The sequence below is a fragment of the Flavobacterium aquaticum genome (assembly GCF_003259835.1).
In the GTDB taxonomy this organism is placed as follows: Bacteria; Bacteroidota; Bacteroidia; order Flavobacteriales; family Flavobacteriaceae; genus Flavobacterium; species Flavobacterium aquaticum.
Map to the genome: position 1 here is coordinate 46,700 of NZ_QLMI01000005.1, position 17,621 is coordinate 64,320.

22 protein-coding genes are annotated in these 17,621 nt (G+C 28.9%); 19 read left to right on the forward strand and 3 right to left on the reverse strand.

All coding sequences use genetic code 11. From position 1 onward, the window contains the following. Positions 1 to 2 precede the first annotated feature (2 nt). The 19 genes from B0I03_RS08775 (at position 3) to B0I03_RS08860 (ending at position 15,534) form a co-directional block, all read left to right on the forward strand. Positions 3 to 191 carry a hypothetical protein gene (locus tag B0I03_RS08775; RefSeq protein WP_111567070.1) on the forward strand — a complete coding sequence of 63 codons (189 nt, stop codon included), beginning with the start codon at positions 3 to 5 and terminating at the stop codon, positions 189 to 191. A gap of 62 nt (positions 192 to 253) precedes the next feature. Continuing rightward, a complete protein-coding gene (locus B0I03_RS08780; RefSeq protein ID WP_111567071.1) occupies positions 254 to 715 on the forward strand; it encodes a phage holin family protein in 462 nt (153 codons plus the stop codon). 101 nt (positions 716 to 816) lie between these two features. Next, positions 817 to 1,395 carry a hypothetical protein gene (locus B0I03_RS08785; protein ID WP_111567072.1) on the forward strand — a complete coding sequence of 193 codons (579 nt, stop codon included), beginning with the start codon at positions 817 to 819 and terminating at the stop codon, positions 1,393 to 1,395. Between the two features lie 38 nt (positions 1,396 to 1,433). After that, entirely contained in the window at positions 1,434 to 2,564 is a 1,131-nt protein-coding gene (locus tag B0I03_RS08790; RefSeq protein ID WP_181452376.1) for a PBSX family phage terminase large subunit, read from the forward strand. Continuing rightward, positions 2,552 to 3,166 (forward strand): hypothetical protein, encoded by a 615-nt coding sequence (locus B0I03_RS08795; RefSeq protein WP_111567074.1) that lies wholly within the window; start codon positions 2,552 to 2,554, stop codon positions 3,164 to 3,166. Before B0I03_RS08790 ends, B0I03_RS08795 begins: the two co-directional genes overlap by 13 nt. After that, positions 3,166 to 3,567 carry a hypothetical protein gene (locus B0I03_RS08800; protein ID WP_111567075.1) on the forward strand — a complete coding sequence of 134 codons (402 nt, stop codon included), beginning with the start codon at positions 3,166 to 3,168 and terminating at the stop codon, positions 3,565 to 3,567. The genes B0I03_RS08795 and B0I03_RS08800 overlap by 1 nt, the downstream gene beginning before the upstream one ends. Before the next feature lie 8 nt (positions 3,568 to 3,575). Beyond that, positions 3,576 to 4,034 carry a hypothetical protein gene (locus B0I03_RS08805; protein ID WP_111567076.1) on the forward strand — a complete coding sequence of 153 codons (459 nt, stop codon included), beginning with the start codon at positions 3,576 to 3,578 and terminating at the stop codon, positions 4,032 to 4,034. Beyond that, the gene (locus B0I03_RS08810; protein ID WP_111567077.1) at positions 4,031 to 5,146 is read left to right on the forward strand and encodes a hypothetical protein; all 1,116 of its coding nucleotides are present in this window, start codon (positions 4,031 to 4,033) and stop codon (positions 5,144 to 5,146) included. Before B0I03_RS08805 ends, B0I03_RS08810 begins: the two co-directional genes overlap by 4 nt. Then, positions 5,146 to 7,347 carry a hypothetical protein gene (locus tag B0I03_RS08815; protein ID WP_111567078.1) on the forward strand — a complete coding sequence of 734 codons (2,202 nt, stop codon included), beginning with the start codon at positions 5,146 to 5,148 and terminating at the stop codon, positions 7,345 to 7,347. Before B0I03_RS08810 ends, B0I03_RS08815 begins: the two co-directional genes overlap by 1 nt. A 44-nt stretch (positions 7,348 to 7,391) precedes the next feature. Then, entirely contained in the window at positions 7,392 to 10,094 is a 2,703-nt protein-coding gene (locus B0I03_RS08820; RefSeq protein WP_146603283.1) for a hypothetical protein, read from the forward strand. Positions 10,095 to 10,253: 159 nt separating this feature from the next. After that, the gene (locus B0I03_RS08825; RefSeq protein WP_111567080.1) at positions 10,254 to 10,841 is read left to right on the forward strand and encodes a sigma-70 family RNA polymerase sigma factor; all 588 of its coding nucleotides are present in this window, start codon (positions 10,254 to 10,256) and stop codon (positions 10,839 to 10,841) included. Continuing rightward, positions 10,841 to 10,999 (forward strand): hypothetical protein, encoded by a 159-nt coding sequence (locus B0I03_RS13220; protein ID WP_181452377.1) that lies wholly within the window; start codon positions 10,841 to 10,843, stop codon positions 10,997 to 10,999. Before B0I03_RS08825 ends, B0I03_RS13220 begins: the two co-directional genes overlap by 1 nt. A 34-nt stretch (positions 11,000 to 11,033) precedes the next feature. Further along, positions 11,034 to 11,441, forward strand: coding sequence for a hypothetical protein (locus B0I03_RS08830; protein ID WP_146603284.1), 408 nt, complete (start codon positions 11,034 to 11,036; stop codon positions 11,439 to 11,441). A 41-nt stretch (positions 11,442 to 11,482) separates the two neighbouring features. Further along, complete coding sequence (locus B0I03_RS08835; protein ID WP_111567082.1) at positions 11,483 to 11,710, forward strand: hypothetical protein; 228 nt, start codon at positions 11,483 to 11,485, stop codon at positions 11,708 to 11,710. After that, positions 11,707 to 12,165 (forward strand): lysozyme, encoded by a 459-nt coding sequence (locus B0I03_RS08840; RefSeq protein WP_111567083.1) that lies wholly within the window; start codon positions 11,707 to 11,709, stop codon positions 12,163 to 12,165. The genes B0I03_RS08835 and B0I03_RS08840 overlap by 4 nt, the downstream gene beginning before the upstream one ends. A gap of 1,358 nt (positions 12,166 to 13,523) precedes the next feature. Further along, entirely contained in the window at positions 13,524 to 13,865 is a 342-nt protein-coding gene (locus B0I03_RS08845; RefSeq protein WP_111567084.1) for a hypothetical protein, read from the forward strand. Positions 13,866 to 13,942: 77 nt separating this feature from the next. Continuing rightward, entirely contained in the window at positions 13,943 to 14,581 is a 639-nt protein-coding gene (locus B0I03_RS08850; protein ID WP_111567085.1) for a recombinase family protein, read from the forward strand. After that, a complete protein-coding gene (locus B0I03_RS08855; protein ID WP_111567086.1) occupies positions 14,578 to 14,793 on the forward strand; it encodes a hypothetical protein in 216 nt (71 codons plus the stop codon). Before B0I03_RS08850 ends, B0I03_RS08855 begins: the two co-directional genes overlap by 4 nt. A 36-nt stretch (positions 14,794 to 14,829) precedes the next feature. Continuing rightward, on the forward strand, positions 14,830 to 15,534 hold the full coding sequence (locus B0I03_RS08860; RefSeq protein ID WP_111567087.1) for a hypothetical protein: 705 nt from the start codon (positions 14,830 to 14,832) through the stop codon (positions 15,532 to 15,534). A 29-nt stretch (positions 15,535 to 15,563) separates the two neighbouring features. Here the strand turns inward: B0I03_RS08860 and B0I03_RS08865 are convergent, their stop codons facing one another. The 3 genes from B0I03_RS08865 to B0I03_RS08875 all read right to left on the reverse strand — a co-directional run bounded on the left by B0I03_RS08865 (position 15,564) and on the right by B0I03_RS08875 (position 17,356). After that, entirely contained in the window at positions 15,564 to 15,863 is a 300-nt protein-coding gene (locus tag B0I03_RS08865) for a hypothetical protein (RefSeq protein ID WP_111567088.1), read from the reverse strand. A 36-nt stretch (positions 15,864 to 15,899) separates the two neighbouring features. Continuing rightward, positions 15,900 to 16,142, reverse strand: coding sequence for a hypothetical protein (locus B0I03_RS08870; protein ID WP_111567089.1), 243 nt, complete (start codon positions 16,140 to 16,142; stop codon positions 15,900 to 15,902). A 227-nt stretch (positions 16,143 to 16,369) separates the two neighbouring features. Next, entirely contained in the window at positions 16,370 to 17,356 is a 987-nt protein-coding gene (locus tag B0I03_RS08875; RefSeq protein ID WP_111567090.1) for a DUF5131 family protein, read from the reverse strand. Between the last annotated feature and the right edge of the window lie 265 nt (positions 17,357 to 17,621).

A 17,621-nucleotide genomic window follows, 5' to 3' on the forward strand; every position in this document is an offset into this window, starting at 1 on the left:
TTATGTGGTATAAGGGTACGCAACAAGAATGTATTGATTACAATCAACTAGTTATTGAAAATGAAAATTATCAAGAAGGTACAGATAATTGGAGTGATATATATTATAATGAAATAACTGATGAATATTTTATATCAGTTAATTTTAAATATCCATCAAGTATGGAAATAGTTTTTCAAATTAATGGCTAATCAGTAAAATCTGAATTAATAGCAAAACCAATAACAAAAAATAAATATACTTATGAGAATTAATGAACACCGAAATATCTTACTATTCATTAACATTTTTAAAACTAGCTTTAATAAGCACAATCACATTCCTATCACCAATTAAAGGATTTTTAATAATCATTTCTTTGGCAGTCGGATTTGATACTTTATTTGCCATTTACACAACAATCAAGTTAAATGGATGGAAATCATACCAATCAACAAAACTATTCAATATAGTGGTTAAAACGTTCTTCTATATGGGAACAATTGTTTTTGCTTATTTGATTGATTACTTTATGATTGAAAAAAATTTAATCTGGGGTATTCCAAATTTAATAACCAAAATAACCACAATGCTATGGATTTATATTGAAATGAAAAGCTGGGATGAAACATCACAAAAATTGGGTAATCCACCATTTTTAACCATTGTGAATAACATCATCAAAAAAGCAAAAACTTTCAAAAAAGACCTTAACGAATTAAAAAAAGATGAATAATAAAAACCACCAATTTAGGTGGTTTTTTTTTAAGGCTATTTACAAAACACCTTATTACCAGTATAATTAAGAAAATAACATAAATGTAAAATAAAACTTTAATGAATGAAAATAATGGTGTAGGAAGTGGTAACTGGTCAAAAATGGAAAAATGGGTGGAGAAACTTGAAAATGTTCTTAATAATGAAAACATCATATTCTTAACTGATAATGATTTGATTTTCTTAGTTAATAAAGAATTATCAAAAAAAGATAGAATAACAAGGCAAACATTTCATAATTGGAAAAATGGAAAATTTGGTGCTTTGGATAAAGAAATTGGTGAACAATTTGTTGAAATGGTTCACGGTGCAATGATAACACAAAAGAACAATTTATTAGATAAGCTACTTAATACCAATGATAAGAATTGGACAAAAATGGCTTGGATTCTTGAAAGAAGATTTGAAGAATGGAATCTTAAACATATAAGTGAAAGTGTAAACAAAAATGAAAAAACTGTTGTAAATATTGTTGCTGGTAGTAATGAACAAAAAGCATTGATTGATTCAATTATAAATGGAATACCACAAATTGAAGCAAAGGATGTGTTGTATTACGAAGTACCACCAACACCAATTGAGTTAAAAAAAGAAGATACAAACAACCCAAATAACGAGAATGAAAACTTGCCATTCTAATGTTTTCACCTACAACTGCATTTTCAAAAATTGGGGGAATGCAAGCACCAATAAGAGTGGTGCAAGGTGGTACAAGTGCTGGTAAAACTTATTCAATACTTCAGTACTTAATTCTTTATGGTTTAAACCGTAATCTTCACATTTCAATAGTTGCTGAAAGCATCCCAGTACTTAAAAGAGGTGCTTATAAAGATTTCATTGATATCATCACAAAAATGGGATTATATGATGAATCTAAACACAATAAAACAGATAGAATATATCAGTTGAATGATACAATATTTGAATTCTTTTCAGCTGATGACCATTCAAAATTAAGAGGTTCAAGAAGGGATATTTTGTTTGTCAATGAAGCAAACAATGTTTCATTTGAAGCATTCCAAGAATTAAATATTCGTACAAAACAATTCACATTTCTTGATTATAATCCAACTTCACCATTTTGGGCGCATTCTGAATTAATAGGTAAAGAAGGTGTTGATTTTCTAATTGTAACCTTTAAGGATAATGAATTTCTTGATATCAAGATTAAAGAAGAAATTCAAAGCTGGGAACAAAAGGCACAAAAATCTGATTATTGGTTAAACCGTTGGAAGGTTATGGGATTGGGTCAATTGGGTGTTCAATCTGGTGCAATCTTCAATGATTGGAAGGAAATAGAATCATTGCCCGAAAATGCTGAATTAATTGGTAGTGGTCTGGATTTTGGTTTTACTAATGACCCCACTTCATTAATTTCAGTTTATAGATATGATGGTGAAATAATTGTTGATGAAGTGATTTATCAGAAGGGATTATTGAATAGTCAGATTGCAAATCTAATAAAACAATCACCAGCAAGATTTGGAATTATATATGCTGATTCAGCTGAACCAAAATCAATTGCTGAACTTAAAAGTTATGGTTTAAATGTTTTACCAGTTGTAAAAGGAAAAGATAGTATCAATTATGGTATTCAGTTAATCCAGCAACAACCATTTAAAGTTACTTCAAGAAGTTTAAACCTTATCAAAGAACTTCAAAATTATGTATGGATGAAGGATAAGGAAGGTAAAGAATTGGGTATTCCAATAGATAATTATAACCACGCATTGGATGCATTAAGATATTTATTTTTAATGAAATTCAGTAAGAAAAGCAAACATTTTGGTTTGAAATGGAGAAGATAACGAATTATAAATTTAAGGATTTTATTCAATTAGATGATGTGAATTTGATTGATGAATATATGATGATTTTGGAGTATCTAAAACCAATAACTGAAATTAAAAATCCAAAGTATAATAAGTTTAAATGGTGGTCAAAAGAACCTATTAAAATACAATTACCTTCATTTATGATGCTAACCTTTAGTGAAGTTATTGAAATTAGAGATTCATTTAATAATGCTTCAATTGATTCAATTTTAGATGTAATGGTGATTGTAACCAAACTTGAAAAAAGATACATTGAAAGGTTTACAATAACGCAATTCTACGGTATAATTAATTACATCAAAGAACAATTAGAATTCATTACCAATATCGAAATGAATGAATTAAATGATGATGAAGAAGATATTGATTTGATTACAGTTAATGCAAATGAAAGAATGGCAAAATTTGGGGTGATTAACACAATTGATTCATTAGCAAATGGTGATTTAACCAAATGGGATGATATTCAAAAAATGCAATATTCAGTAGTTTTTACCAAACTTAAAATGGATAAAGAAAAGAATAAAATACAGAAAGAAATTTCTGAATTACAGAAAAAAAGATTGAAAAATTAATGTATGAATTTTTAAAGAATTTAGCTGAAGATAATGATTGGGTGTTTGAATATTCAAGAAGTGATTATCAAAATCTATATGATGAAATGACCAATGATAAAATCCATTTGTTTGTTGACCCAATAACAACTTCATCATCATTTAGTGATTCTGGATTTGAAGAAAAATCAAGCTATGGTAAATTAATGATATTGGTTTCTTCTGATGTGGATGAGGACTATAAACAAAAATATGATAACCATATAAAACCAATAATTGATGGTGCTTTACAAGTTTTAAAAGATACACTTGTTTGTGCTGATGCTAATATTCAGAAGTTTGAAACTATTGAAGTAATTAACTTATTTGATTTCAATCTTGATGGTGTTCTTGTGAATTATAATGTGATTTTAAATGATTAATTCAAAGAATGTTTGATGATAATGATAGAATTATAAAAGAAGAATTTGAAGCCATTAAAGCTGATATAATAGCACTTTATAATGCTGGTGGTAAAAGAACATCTGGTGAGTTTGAAAACGGCTTACAAGTCGATTATAGAACTGATGGTGCAACCTTATCTGGTTATGTTTATTTGGCTGGTAGAATAGCTGGAAAACAACCACCAACAAAAGCAATTGAAGATTGGTTAATTCAAAAGGGTATTCAACCAATTGAAGAAAAAATGAAGATAAGCACACTTGCTTATTTGATAGCTCGCAAGATAGGGCAAAAGGGTACAAAAAAAGAAAATCATCAATATGTTTATGATGAGGTAATAACACCAGAAAGAATACAATCTATACTGGATAGAATAACAAAGATTAATGTTACAGCTTTCATTAATGAAGTAACGGTAGCAATAGAAAAATTAGTAACCAATAAATGATAATTTTTAATAGTGATTTACTATCAACATATAACCCAGCTTATAATGATTCAATTGTAAATTTTGAATCAACAATGACTGGAATCACAAATTGTTCAATTACAATTGGAACAAATGATTTTGTGGTTTACCCATTTAACAATGTTTTTAAATTCAATTTTAAACCAGTTGTTACAACTCTTATCAATCAAAATGGTTTTAAAGATTCCATTTTACCAGATTTATCTGGTGGTGATTTTATCTATAATGATGCTTCATTACAACTTACAATTACACCAGAATTTTTTGTTTATAATGCAACAACTGGTGAAACAATAAACAAAGAATATAAGTTCTTAAAATGTGTTGAACAACTACCATTTTACAATCAAAAAGTAATGGCTGGTAATGATATCAAAGTATTACTACCATCATCAAATGGTGTAGATTATCATCTAACTTACTTTGAAGGTTATCCAGCTGATTTTGCAATTCAAGGTTTAGAAACTGGTTATACTTATTCAATCAAAAATTCAAACACTGGAATTGTTTCAGATACTTATACAGCAACAACTGCTGATGTGAAAAGAATCTTTTTATCTGATGGTGGTAATGATACAACGATTGATGGAACATTAATAACAACAAGTAATTTAAACAATCTTGAATTATGGGTTAATGGATTTTTCAAATGCAATATCAAGGTTAAAAAAATAGAATCAAGATGTGGTGTTTATTTGAAATGGTTTAATTCAAATGGTGGGTATTCATATTGGTTATTTGATAGATATTTCAATGAAGTGATTAAAACCAAAGATTTGGATGATATTCAAGGTGTTTGGGATAATCTTCAAAATATTACTTCAACATCAGAATCATTGGGTAAAACTGCAACTGGAACACTTCAAGTGAATACACAATATACAACACAAGAAAAAGAATATTTATTGGATTTACTAAAATCACCAAAGGTTGAAATGTACATTAATCAAGAACCATTTATTCAAGTGGATGCATTCAATTTTATTGGGGTTAAAGTTAGTGATGCTTCAACAACTTATAATTCCAAATCAAGAAATAACAAATTAAGGGTAACAGTAGAATTACCAAGTATTAACACCATAACTTATTAATGAATGAAGAAAGATTATACATTAACGGTCAAGAACTAAAATTAAAGCCTTCAGCACCGCTTGCATATACTTTGCAAGTGAATGATATTTCTGGTGTGGCTAATCGTCAAGCTTCATTTACAAGAACTATTTCAATCCCTAAATGTCCAGAAAATAACATAGCAATGAATTTTCTGGGTGTTGCTGGAAATCAATCTATATCACCATACATAAAGAATAAAATCAATTACTACGTTGGTAATGATTGTGTGATTTATGAAGGCTGGGGTGTTATCAGTGAAACAACAGATGATGATTATAAATTGAATATTTATGATGGTGTTATTGACCTTTTCAAAGCAATTGAAAATAAAACACTTGACCAGTTAAATTTAACTGAAATCAATCACGATAAATCACTTTCTGGTGTAACATACACTTGGAATAATGATTTAAACTACAAGTACATTCTTGCTGATTATAATGGTAAATTAAAATATAGTGGTGATACAATCAACATTGATTATTTAGTACCATCAGTTAAAGTAAGCTATTTGTGGGATAAGACATTTTCAAATTATGGAATGACTTATGAAGGTAGTGTTTTTTCTGGTGCTGATTTTCAAAATCTTTGGATGACTTATCCCAAGGGAACATTTACACTTTTACCAGAAGTAGGATTTTTTGAAAGTTCAGATATTAATTTCTCAACCAATGCTGGTGCTGATTCAAAAAGAAGATTCATAACTTATAATACATTTTCAACATCATCTGGTACTACTGTAATTAATAACGTTCACGTTCAAGTACCAGTTGATGGTAATTACAGAATAAAAATATCTGGAAATTTTAAATATAGAAGTAATCCATCAACAGTTAAGTGTTATACAAAATTGCATATTGCGTATAATAAACAGCCAACTACAAACCCCGATACAGTAGGTTTAGGAGCAAGTACTGAATTAAGTTCATTCCAAAATTATGGAACTGCATTTGATTACAATTTCATTAAACCCTTAACAGCTGGTGAAACATTTTGTTTAATTGTTCAAGGTAATGCACCATTGGTATCAGATGATGGTTCAGAATTAAGTATAGAAGTTACAAAGATTGATAATTTAGCTATTGATTTCAATGAAGCATTAAGCCAGTTCAAAGTAACTGATTTCTTGAAAGAAATACTTTGGCGTTATTCACTAACTATTTTCAAAGATAAATACACCAATAACTACAAATTTTTAACCCTTGATGAAAGGATTGCAACGGCTGATAAAGTTGATTGGAGTGATAAATTTCAAAGGGTAAAAAGTGAAAAATATATCTATGGTGACTATGCACAAAAGAATAATCTTAAGCATAAGTATAATGATGAGAATTCAAATTATAATGATGGTTCAATATTCGTTTTAAATGAAAATTTGGATGATGAAAAGAATATAATTGAATCCAAAATATATACACCAGAAAAAGAATTAAATGCAACGGAACTACCATTTCAAAGCCACGTTTATAAATTATGGAATAAAGAAATAAATGAAAATGAAGGTGTTCAAGAAGTTGAATATAAGGTGCTTGATAAAAGATTTTACTTTTTAAAAGCTCAAGATTATACTTTTTCATCACCAGTTACAATTGGAAGTGAAGCATTAATTCAAGCAACCACAGCAACCACAGCACCAATTGAATCTTATTCTGGTGTAAGTTATAATGAAGTAGTGACAAATTACTATGGTCAAATTGGAAATATAATTTCAACCGCAAATATCACAACTGCTGAATTTAATTTAACCAGTACAGATATAGCAACCTTTGATTTTAAAAAGCAATATTACATTGAACAACTTGGTAGTTATTATTTAGTTAATAAAATCAATAACTGGACACCTAACAAATTGGTTGAAGTTGAACTTATCAAAATCGATAATGATTTACCAAGACCAGATTTAACACCACCAACAACAGAAGAATTATATATCACAATAACTGGACAAACTATAACAAATGCTGATGCTTGGACAAGAATAATAAATATCTTCTTTGAAACAAACATAACCACACCATATTTACAAGCGGTAATTAATGATGGTTCACCAGTAACAATTCTAAATAGTTCACCTTATTCATTATTGGATATAATCAATCCATTAGGTGGTACAACTACATTGAAATTACAATCAATGGATGGAACTGTTATATCTAATACCACAAGTTGGTGGGGTTAATAAAAACAAACAATAACATAAAAAGATAATACTATGAAATAAGAATGGCTAAAAAGGTTGAAATTCTTGATTTGGATATAAACACTTCAGCATTGATTGCTAAAATGACCCAAACAAGAACTGAAATTGATAGATTAAAATCTTCACAAAAAGCACTTGCTGAACAAGGAAAACAAAATACTGATGCTTTTTCAAAAAATGAAGTTGAACTTAAAAGACTTCAATCAAGTTATACACAACAAAAAAATGTAGTTGAACAATTAACCAGTTCAACCAACAAATTTTCAACTGCAACAGAAGCAATATCATCAGCACTTCAAACTGAAATCAATTCAATAAGTTCAGCAAGAAATAACAATACCCAATTATTAAGATTAAGAAATGAACTTAATCTTGCAACAGAAGAAGGTGTAAAAGCACTTAATGATATCAATGCAAAACTTAATGAAAACAATGAATTCATTAAACAAAATGCATCAGCATATGAACAACAAAAAATAAACATTGGTAACTACAAAGAATCTATTTCTGAAGCATTGGGTGAACTTAATTTATTCAATGGTGGAATAGGTGGTTTTATCCAGCGTTCACAAGAAGCTGGTGGTGTTGGTAATCTATTAAAAACATCACTTGCTGGTGCTGGTCAAGGTTTTATGGGATTAACTAAAGCATCACTTTCATTCATTGCAACACCAATTGGTGCTGTATTAGCTGTTTTAGTTGGTGCATTTGCACTTATCCAATCAGCAATGAAAAGAAATGAAGAAGCAACAAATAAATTGAAAGTTGCATTCGCTTCAGTTACTGGAATAATTAACAGCGTTTTAAAAGCACTTCAGCCATTGGGTGAATTCATTATTGATGGTATTGTAATGGGATTTGAATTAGCTGGTGAAGTTGCTGAAAAAACTATGGGTTTAATTGCTGATGGTTTAGATATGTTAGGTTTTGAAAGTGCATCAAAAGGTGTTAAAGAATTTACCAATGAAATTAAAGCTGGAGTTAAAGAAGCACAAGATTTGGCAAAGGCTGAACAAATACTTGAAGCTTCACAACGTAAATCAAGATTAACACAATTACAATATCAAAAAGATGCTGAAAAGTTCCGTCAAATTAGAGATGATGAAACCAAATCAATTGGTGAAAGAATTAAAGCAAATGATGATTTAGGTAAAGTTCTAAAGCAACAATTGAAAGATGAACTTGCAATTGCTAACCAAGCTTTAATTGTTGCTAATCTTAGAATAAAAGCTGAAGGTAGAACAAAAGAAACACTTGATGCACAAGCACAAGCTTTAACTGAAATTGCTGATATACAAGAAAGGATTACTGGTCAAGAATCTGAACAATTAGTAAATAGGGTAGCACTTCAAAAAGAAGCCAACGATAAAGCAAAAGAATTAAATCAAAAAAGAATTGATGAAGCAATAAGACAAAGCAAGGCTGAAATTGATTTATACATAGCCCAATCTGGAGTTAAAAAGAAATTACTTGAAGATGAATTGAAGTTTGAAGAAGGGTTAATGAAAAAGAAGTTAGCCTTAAATGAACAAGAATATAAGGCTGGTAAAAAATCTAAAACAGAATATGAAGCTGAAAAGTTAAATATCCAAAATGAATATTTAGGTAAACAAGCTAATTTATTAGTTGCTAATGCTGATAGAGAACTTCAAATATTTAAAGAAAATATTCAAAAGAAAATAGCAGAAGAAGGTTTCTTTTCACAAGCAAGACTTGAAGAAACTATTAAACTGAATAATGAATTAGCACAAAAAGAAAGGGATAATTTTCTTCTTAAACTTCAACAAGGTGTAATTAATCAAACTGAATACAATGATGCAATTAACAAGGTTAATGAAGAAAATAGAATTGCAAATGAAGATGCTGAAAAAGTAAGAAAGGAAGCCAAAAAAGAGCAAGAAGCAATTGACCTTGAAAATAAACGTGCATCAGAAGAATTAAGCTATTCAGAAGCAGTTGAATTAGAACTTCAAAGAAATGAAGAAGCAAGATTAAGAGAGGTTGAACAAGCAGAAAAAACTGGTGCATCGGTTGCTTTAATTAATGCAAAGTATAAGCAGTTTGAAACCGATATCAACAAGAAAGCCGAGATGGCAAAACTTGCAATGGCTGAATCAACACTTGGTAGATTAGCTGAATTATTAGGTGAAAATACAGCAATGGGTAAAGCGGCTGCACTTGCTATGGCTACAATAAATATGTACCAAGGGGTTACAGCAGAATTAGCAACCAAAGCCGTAACACCTTACGAAATTGGTTTAAAGATAGCAAACGTTGCAATTGTAACTGCAACTGGTTTAAAGAACATTCAAAAGATAGCTTCAACCAAAACACCAAAATTTGCTGATGGTGGTGAAGTTCCAACGCTTCAATCTGGTAGTGTAATTGATAATGGTGCAAACCTTTCAGTTCCATTATCAAATGGTGATAATACACTTGCTTATGTTAAACAAGGTGAAGTTATTCTAAATAAAGAACAACAAAGAAAAGCTGGTGGTGCAATGTTCTTTAGAAGTTTAGGTGTTAAAGGATTCGCTGGTGGTGGAATAGTTGGTGGTAATACCAATATACCAACACCAGTTAACGGAATCAAAATTGATTATGATATGTTAGCCAGTGCAATGGCTTCAGCTAATCAATCATTACCAGCACCAGTTGTTTCAGTTCAAGAATTTACAAACGTATCAAATCGAGTTAAAACAATTGAATCTGGTGCAAACTTCTAAAGATTTATAAAAATAATAAAACCCCTTACATATTGAATGTGAGGGGTTTATTATTTAAAGTAAAAATATTTTCATTTTTTTTTAATAAAAAATGAACTTTTTCAATATCCCAGATATTTATTAGAAAGAACAATAACGAAAACATAATTGAAATGAAAATTGAACCAGATTTTTAGAAATGATTTAAAGAAATATCCACCATTAAATAATTTAGAATTACTTGAATTATTCCATAAGTACAAAGATGAAAATGATAATTCAGCCTACGAAAAATTAATCAACCACAACCTTAGATTGGTTGTTCATTATGCAAACCAATATTCATTTTTAGTCAAGGATATTTTAACAATTGATGATTTGATTGCTGAAGGAAATATTGGATTAATAGAAGCCATTAAAAACTTCGATATAAGCAAAAATGTGAAGTTCAGCTATTACGCTTCATTCTGGATAAAGAAGTATATGATTGAATTAATTAAGATGCAAGATGTGAACACATTTCAATCAGATGAAATTGAAATCATTGAAGAAGAAGTTGAAGATAATTCAGATATCAAACTGAAGCTTAAAAAAGCCTTGAACCACTTAAAAAAGAATGAACAGATAGCAGTGATGTATTATTTTGGTTTTGGTGGTGATTCATTAACACTTGAAGAAATTGGTGAAGAAATGAATTTAAGCAAACAAAGAGTTGGACAAATAATAACTAAGGCAAAAGAAAAGCTAAAAGCACTAATAAAATTATAATGAAAAGAGAAAAATTTATGAAAGCATTACTTGATTTCTTCAAAGATATAGATGAAGAAGAATTAAACGAACCAATGGAATTGGATGATGAAATTAAAGAAAGAATAAAGGCACTTAGAGCCAGAGCAGAAAAGAATATTAAAAATGAATCAGAATAAATTTATACAAGCCAGCAAGAAAGAAAGACAGCTAATGAAAAAGTTATTCCAACAGAATAACGTTACTTCATTCATCTTCACACCAGAAGATGGAATGGATAGGGAAGAAGGGTATTACACCGCAACCACCACTTCAACACCATACATCTTTGAAGTGAAGAATCGTAACATCAGCACCACTACCTATAAGACCATTGCAATTGAAGAATCAAAAGTTAAATATCTATTGGAGCAAGCCAAAGAAAGAAATGAACAAGCAATTATATTCTTCTTCTTCAATGATGGTTATTGGATGTGTCAACCGCTTTATCAAGATGTATATTACCACACCACCAATTTCTGGATGCCAGTAACCACAATGGGATGGAATAACGAAAAGGTGCTGAAACCTTGTGTTGAATTTTTAATTGAACCAAGTAAGCTAAAAAGATATGAAGCTTAACTATTTACATCTAAATAATCTATAGGTATAATTAAATAAAAATGAATAGATATCAACTATTAAAAGAAAATGAAGAACTGATATTTCAATTTGTTAAGAATGGAATCTTATCATACCAATGCATAAGGGATATGCAAATATTTGAAGAATTCAATGATATGAATGAACTAACAAATGAATTAAAATATATTCTACTTGGTGAACAATTTGAACTTTCAGCCAAAAGGATAGAACAAATAACAAGAAGTATGAACAATGAAGTTAAATGAAAATCACATCAATCAATGAAGAAGGATTAAAACTAATTATGAAGTATGAAGGCTTTTCAGCAACACCTTACTTATGTCCAGCTGGAGTACCAACAATAGGTTACGGAACAACAAGATACAGCGATGGAACAAAAGTAACAATGAAAGATGAAGCCATAACAAAAGAACAAGCCATTGAAATATTAAAAGAACAAGTTAAAAACTATGAACTTGCCGTTGATGCAATGACAACTGATAAGGTAAATCAAAATCAATTTAACGCATTGGTTTCATTTGCTTATAACCTTGGGGTTAATGCATTGAAGAAATCAAATCTATTAAGGGTAATCAATCTAAATATCTGGGATGGAAAAATTGAAAGAGAATTCAATAAATGGGTATATGCAAACGGTAGGGTATTGAAAGGACTTCAAAAAAGAAGAAATGATGAAAGCAAAATGTATTTCAAAAAGTAAATTAAAAGCTGGCTTAAAGCTGGCTTTTTTGTTTGATTGAACTGAAATCACCCCAAAAACACATTTGCCGAGGTTAACAGAAAAAACAACAAAATTTAATAATAGAAACTTAATTACTTATTACGATTTTTATAAGAATCATTATAACCACTATTCTTTGCAGTTTCAATTGCTTTAAACAATATCCATACACATAGAATAATAAAAGGTATTGATAATAAGATTTCAATTAATGACATAGGTAAATAATTAGATGTTAAAGTATGTGAAAATGTATATAAAAATATTGTATATAATATTTTTTAATTACTTTTGTATGTACATTTGTACATAATAAATATGAAAGGGTGCGTCAACACCCCTTCAATTTTTCTAAATGTTACCAAATAATGGTAATAGCAATTTTAATAAGTTCTCTAATGAATTGTGCCGTAAAGACACTTTTCAAAAACTTAATAAAATCTTTTAATCTGGAACCCTTTTCAATTCTTTCCATTTTGTAAAGATTTAAGTTAATATTCAGTTAACACTCTAAAACCAACAACGCCAATTGTTGGTTTTTTTATTTTCTGTACTTATATAACGAAGTACATTAAAAGTTTTACATTTTTTAATTGCATTTATCATTTCATCAAAGAACTAAACCATTTGTTAATGGATGTAAGCAAAGTTAATTTATATGTTATTTAATCCCAATTTAAGTTATTAACACCTAAAATTCTTATCTGGAAAATGTCTAAATAAGTGGTGAAATGTGGTAAAAAATTATTTTTAAAGATAATAATATGTACTATTTTGCTTGTTTTGGCTGTTAATAACTTTTGTTGAATTTGCTTTCTAAAGCCTTAAATTTGGTTGATATCACCCTAAAATTACTTGATATCTTAGCCAAACCGCATATTTTATTTTACTTTAAAAAAGGTTGACAAGGTGAACCACCACCAATTCAATGGAAATACCACCACATCCACCAACAAAATCAATCAATACATTCCTTTGTTTCTCATTACTTTGGTAAAGATATTAATTATTTTAAGGTTTAAAAAGTCCGTACATTTTTGAAATGTTTTGTAAGTGTGCAACAATAGACTATAATCTAACTGCAAACGAATTCTATTTCAACAAACCTTTGTTGAACCCCAAAAACACTATTGAAAAATATTTTAAATATTGTGCAAAATATACCACCCTAAATTTGCACAATAAAAATATTAGTTATATCTTTGACTTGTTCAAATGAGGAACACATTATAAGTTATTTGAAATATTGAGATTATCACCAGAAATAAAAAAAGGATGGTGTGGCTACCATCCTTAATTTATGATTCAATCCTTGCGAATTAAATACATACATACTTATGGCAAATTTAAACAAAAAATTTGATTATCTTGAAAATTTATGTCAAAGGGATTTTGATATATCTGAAACCGTTGCACAATTAAAACTACCAAACATTCAAGTGTATTGGAGTTGGGGTGTAGAAAGATTAGTTAACTTTCAAAACAAAGGATTGTTAATCCTTGTTAATGGACACCATCACAAAGGGTGGTTGTTTATAAGATTAAGTTGGGATGATACTTATTCCTACTTTCTTTTAGAGGGTAATAAAACAATCAAGAAAGAAGTTCACAATGTATATTGTGACCAACTTCAAGAACTGATTGATTTAGATATTGAATACATTGAAGATTATAAATAATTAATAACCTTGTAAGGGTTGAATCGGCTGGTGATACTTCAATATAATTATTAATCATTTTAAATCGATTTAAACCAATGAAAAAAGCAAGGTATATAAGAATTAGCACACTTAACAAAGGGCAAAAAACAGATAGGCAAGATGCACAAACCAAATCAGATGAATTAGTTTTTACTGATACAATTTCTGGTTCAACACCATTTGCTAAAAGACCAGCTGGAATCAAGTTAATTGAAGCAATTGAATCTGGAATAGTTACCTATGTTTCAACATCACAACTTGACCGCTGGGGGCGTTCCGCAAGTGATATACAAAGAACATTGGATTACTTTAAAGAAAAGGGTGTAACAGTTAAAATTGATAATCTGGGTATTGAATCATTATTACCTAATGGCAAGGTAAACCCATCATTTAAAATGATAACAGATATCCTTGCCAACCTTGCAGAAATGACCAAAGAAAGTATATTGGAAAATCAAAGGCAAGGAATTGAAACAGCTAAAGCTAAAGGTAATGTTTATAAGGGGCGTGTCAAAGGAACAACAGAAGATGTTAATGATACATTAGCCAAATATCCAGATGCTGTTAAAGCCATCAAGAAATATCCAGAAGGTAGCTTAAGAGAATTAGCAAAACTATCAGTTTCAAAAGATGGTAAAAAAGTAAGTATGAATACAATCAAGAAATTAAAAGCTATATTAGATAAAAAATTATGAAAGAATCACTATCACCTTGCATTGTATCTTGGGCAAAGTATGCAATCGGATTTAAAAAGAATATTCCATTAAACAGTAAGAAAGCTTCTTTGGATTACTGGGTTAAGGTAATTGATTATTTGTTAAGTCAAAATAAGTATCATCATCTTAAAAAGAATAGAGAAAAAGCAATTCAACAATTTAATTTGGTTGATTCAAAATTTAAAGGATAACTTAGCGGTTATCCTTTTTTTATTTATTTTTGATTTATGGATAGAGTTAAAAAAGTACTTCATTTAATTAAAGAGAATATCAATCTTCTGATATTAATACCAACTGTATTGGGTGGATTCTGGCAGTTGTTAGAACTTGTTAGAATTGAAATTTCATTTATCAGATTTTTTTCTTTAACACAAGTTGTTTCTGATGGATTAGTTGTTTTGTTTCTTTTATTGATTTTTGTCTTTATTAATTTGAGTGTATTTGTAAAAGAAAAAAAAGATGATAATACACTAAGTCCTTATGAAGAATATTTGGCTGTTAAATTATTGTTATTGGGTTTGTTTGTGTTAGGTTTTGGGTATTCGCTTTATGTTCTAAGTCATAAAGAATTTACAACACCACATCTAATAATTTTGTATACATTTTTTATTTCATCAATTAAAGTGATTAGGGATATCATTATTAAAAAATATGGTGATATTTTTAAAGACTATTATAGTTTGATTGTTTTACTTGTATTTCAAATTAGTTTGTACTTTATGAATAGCATATTCACTAAATTTCATCATCTTTATTATGTACCTTCCAACATCAAAAACATTGAATACTTGGAATGTTATACTGGTAAAAAACAAAAGGATTTTGAATTACTATATTTTAATGATAAGTATGTTTTTGTTAAGGATATTAAAAGTAAACAGATTGAAATTATCAACTTTGAAGAAATGCTTAATAAAGATAACTGCAAATAAAAAAGGGTGCTATCAGCACCCTTTAAATTTTAATTTATCACCAATAGATGAATATTCTCATCAATATCATCCTTGAATGAAGCTTCACCAATGTATGGTCTGAATAGTGCTTTTATTGAATACTGCGATTCATATAAGTAATGATTTATATCTGAAAGCAAATTTTCAATTGATTCAGAAGAAAAATTTCTAATTTCAGTAAATGTATCATCAACAAGTGTTGCATAAAAAAAACTATTAACACCTTCTGTATAGGATGGGATTTCACAAAGTAAAATTCCCATTGGTTTTAATTTCTGTTTGTATAAAACGTTAATTTTAATAATCATAATTTAATTTTTTGTTTTTAATTTAACTTCAATTTACTAATCAACTCTATTAATTATTTGCCATTTGTCTTTGTCGTTATTTTTGATATAAATTTCATTATCCTCACCTTCACCAACTTGATAAATATTTAAACTGAAATCTTCATCTTCAAGAAGGTTTATAATAGTTTGATGGTTTGCTTTATCAAAATAGTCTTTACAAATGCTTTTAATTTCTCTATTTGAAAATTGGTTAAAGTTGGTTACAAATCCAGTTGTTATGTTTGGCTTCTTACCCATATGTTTTATTTTAAATTTCGTTATTGAACCTACTTATAAATACCATCAATTTTCAAAAAGTATAATTATTTCATATAATTAATTTCTATTGAATTTTATATTATAATAAATACAATCTATTTTTATTCGATTTAAGACACGATTTAACACGAAATGATACAGATGTATCAAATCGTATTAAAAGTGCTTTAAATGTATTGGAAATGCCTTAATCGGCATTGATTTGATTAATCTATAAAACCAGATTTATATTCCTCAAAAAAGGTGATATTTTGGTTTTTGATTTTTTCAGTTAGTTGTAATGCATCATCATTAATAACGTATTCGTCAAATGATAAATCTGAATAAAGATTATTGAATTTCATTACATTAACTTCACTTGTATAATCAGTTATCCATTGAATTGCATCAACTGAAAAGTGATAATCAATCAATAATTCGTTTTCTGATTTAAAGAATTTTGGGTATTGTCTTACTTTTAAATCTTCTGGTATTTCTTGCTTCTTATCGATTTGTTTGAAGAAGTACGGAACGTTACGTTCTTTACAGATATCTCTTAGTGTACGCCCCCAATCTGGGTCAAACGGTCTTTTGCCGTGTCCAGATTCACCACCTTGAATAACCCAATCAATACCAGTTAAATCGATATTGGTAATGTTTTCAAGTTGAGGTTCAACAGATAGGAATTTGTAACCATTAACCTTTTGCAATTGTTTGATAAGACCTTTTGCAGTTTTGGTGTTAACTGGTGAAGTTCCAAACATTACGTTTTTTGGTGGATTGGTTAGCCATTCCTTAGGTATCATTTTATTGATGTTGCTTGGTCGCTTGGTTAGCAACAAGAACATTAGGTTTGGACTTGCTGGAACAACTTCATTAAAGAATTTGTCTCTTAGGATTCCAGTTGAACCTTCAATTGGATTTCCTTTGTGGTCAACCATATTATCTTTTGATTTTTCGAAGATATCCATCATAGACGCTACAAAAACACGGTGGATTTCATTTGCTTTCTTAGCATTATTTTGCCAAGTTTTCAGATTATCCCATACATCAGCTACCATTCTTCTGGGTTTATCATCACCCCAGATATCATTTCCAATTCGTTTTGAGAAAGAAAGAGCATAACAATTATCGCATCCCTCGTGTACTTTTGTGCAACCCCACCAAAGATTTGCGGTGTGATTTGTCCATTCAATTTTACTGTTTTTAGCCATACATTATTTAATTTAAACATTAATAAAAAGCAATACCAATCCTAATGGCTTGTTGGTAAAGCCGTTAAAACTCATTTTGAACCATACGGTTCGTTAATAAATAATTTTGATTAAATGTATAGCCAGCTGTGCTATGAATCTTGATGAGATATATTATCCCGAAAATTACAGTACAAAGTAACGAATTAAAAATGACATATGCAAATTTTTTTATATAAAAAATTAAATTAATATATTTAACATAATTTTAACATATTTTATTTTG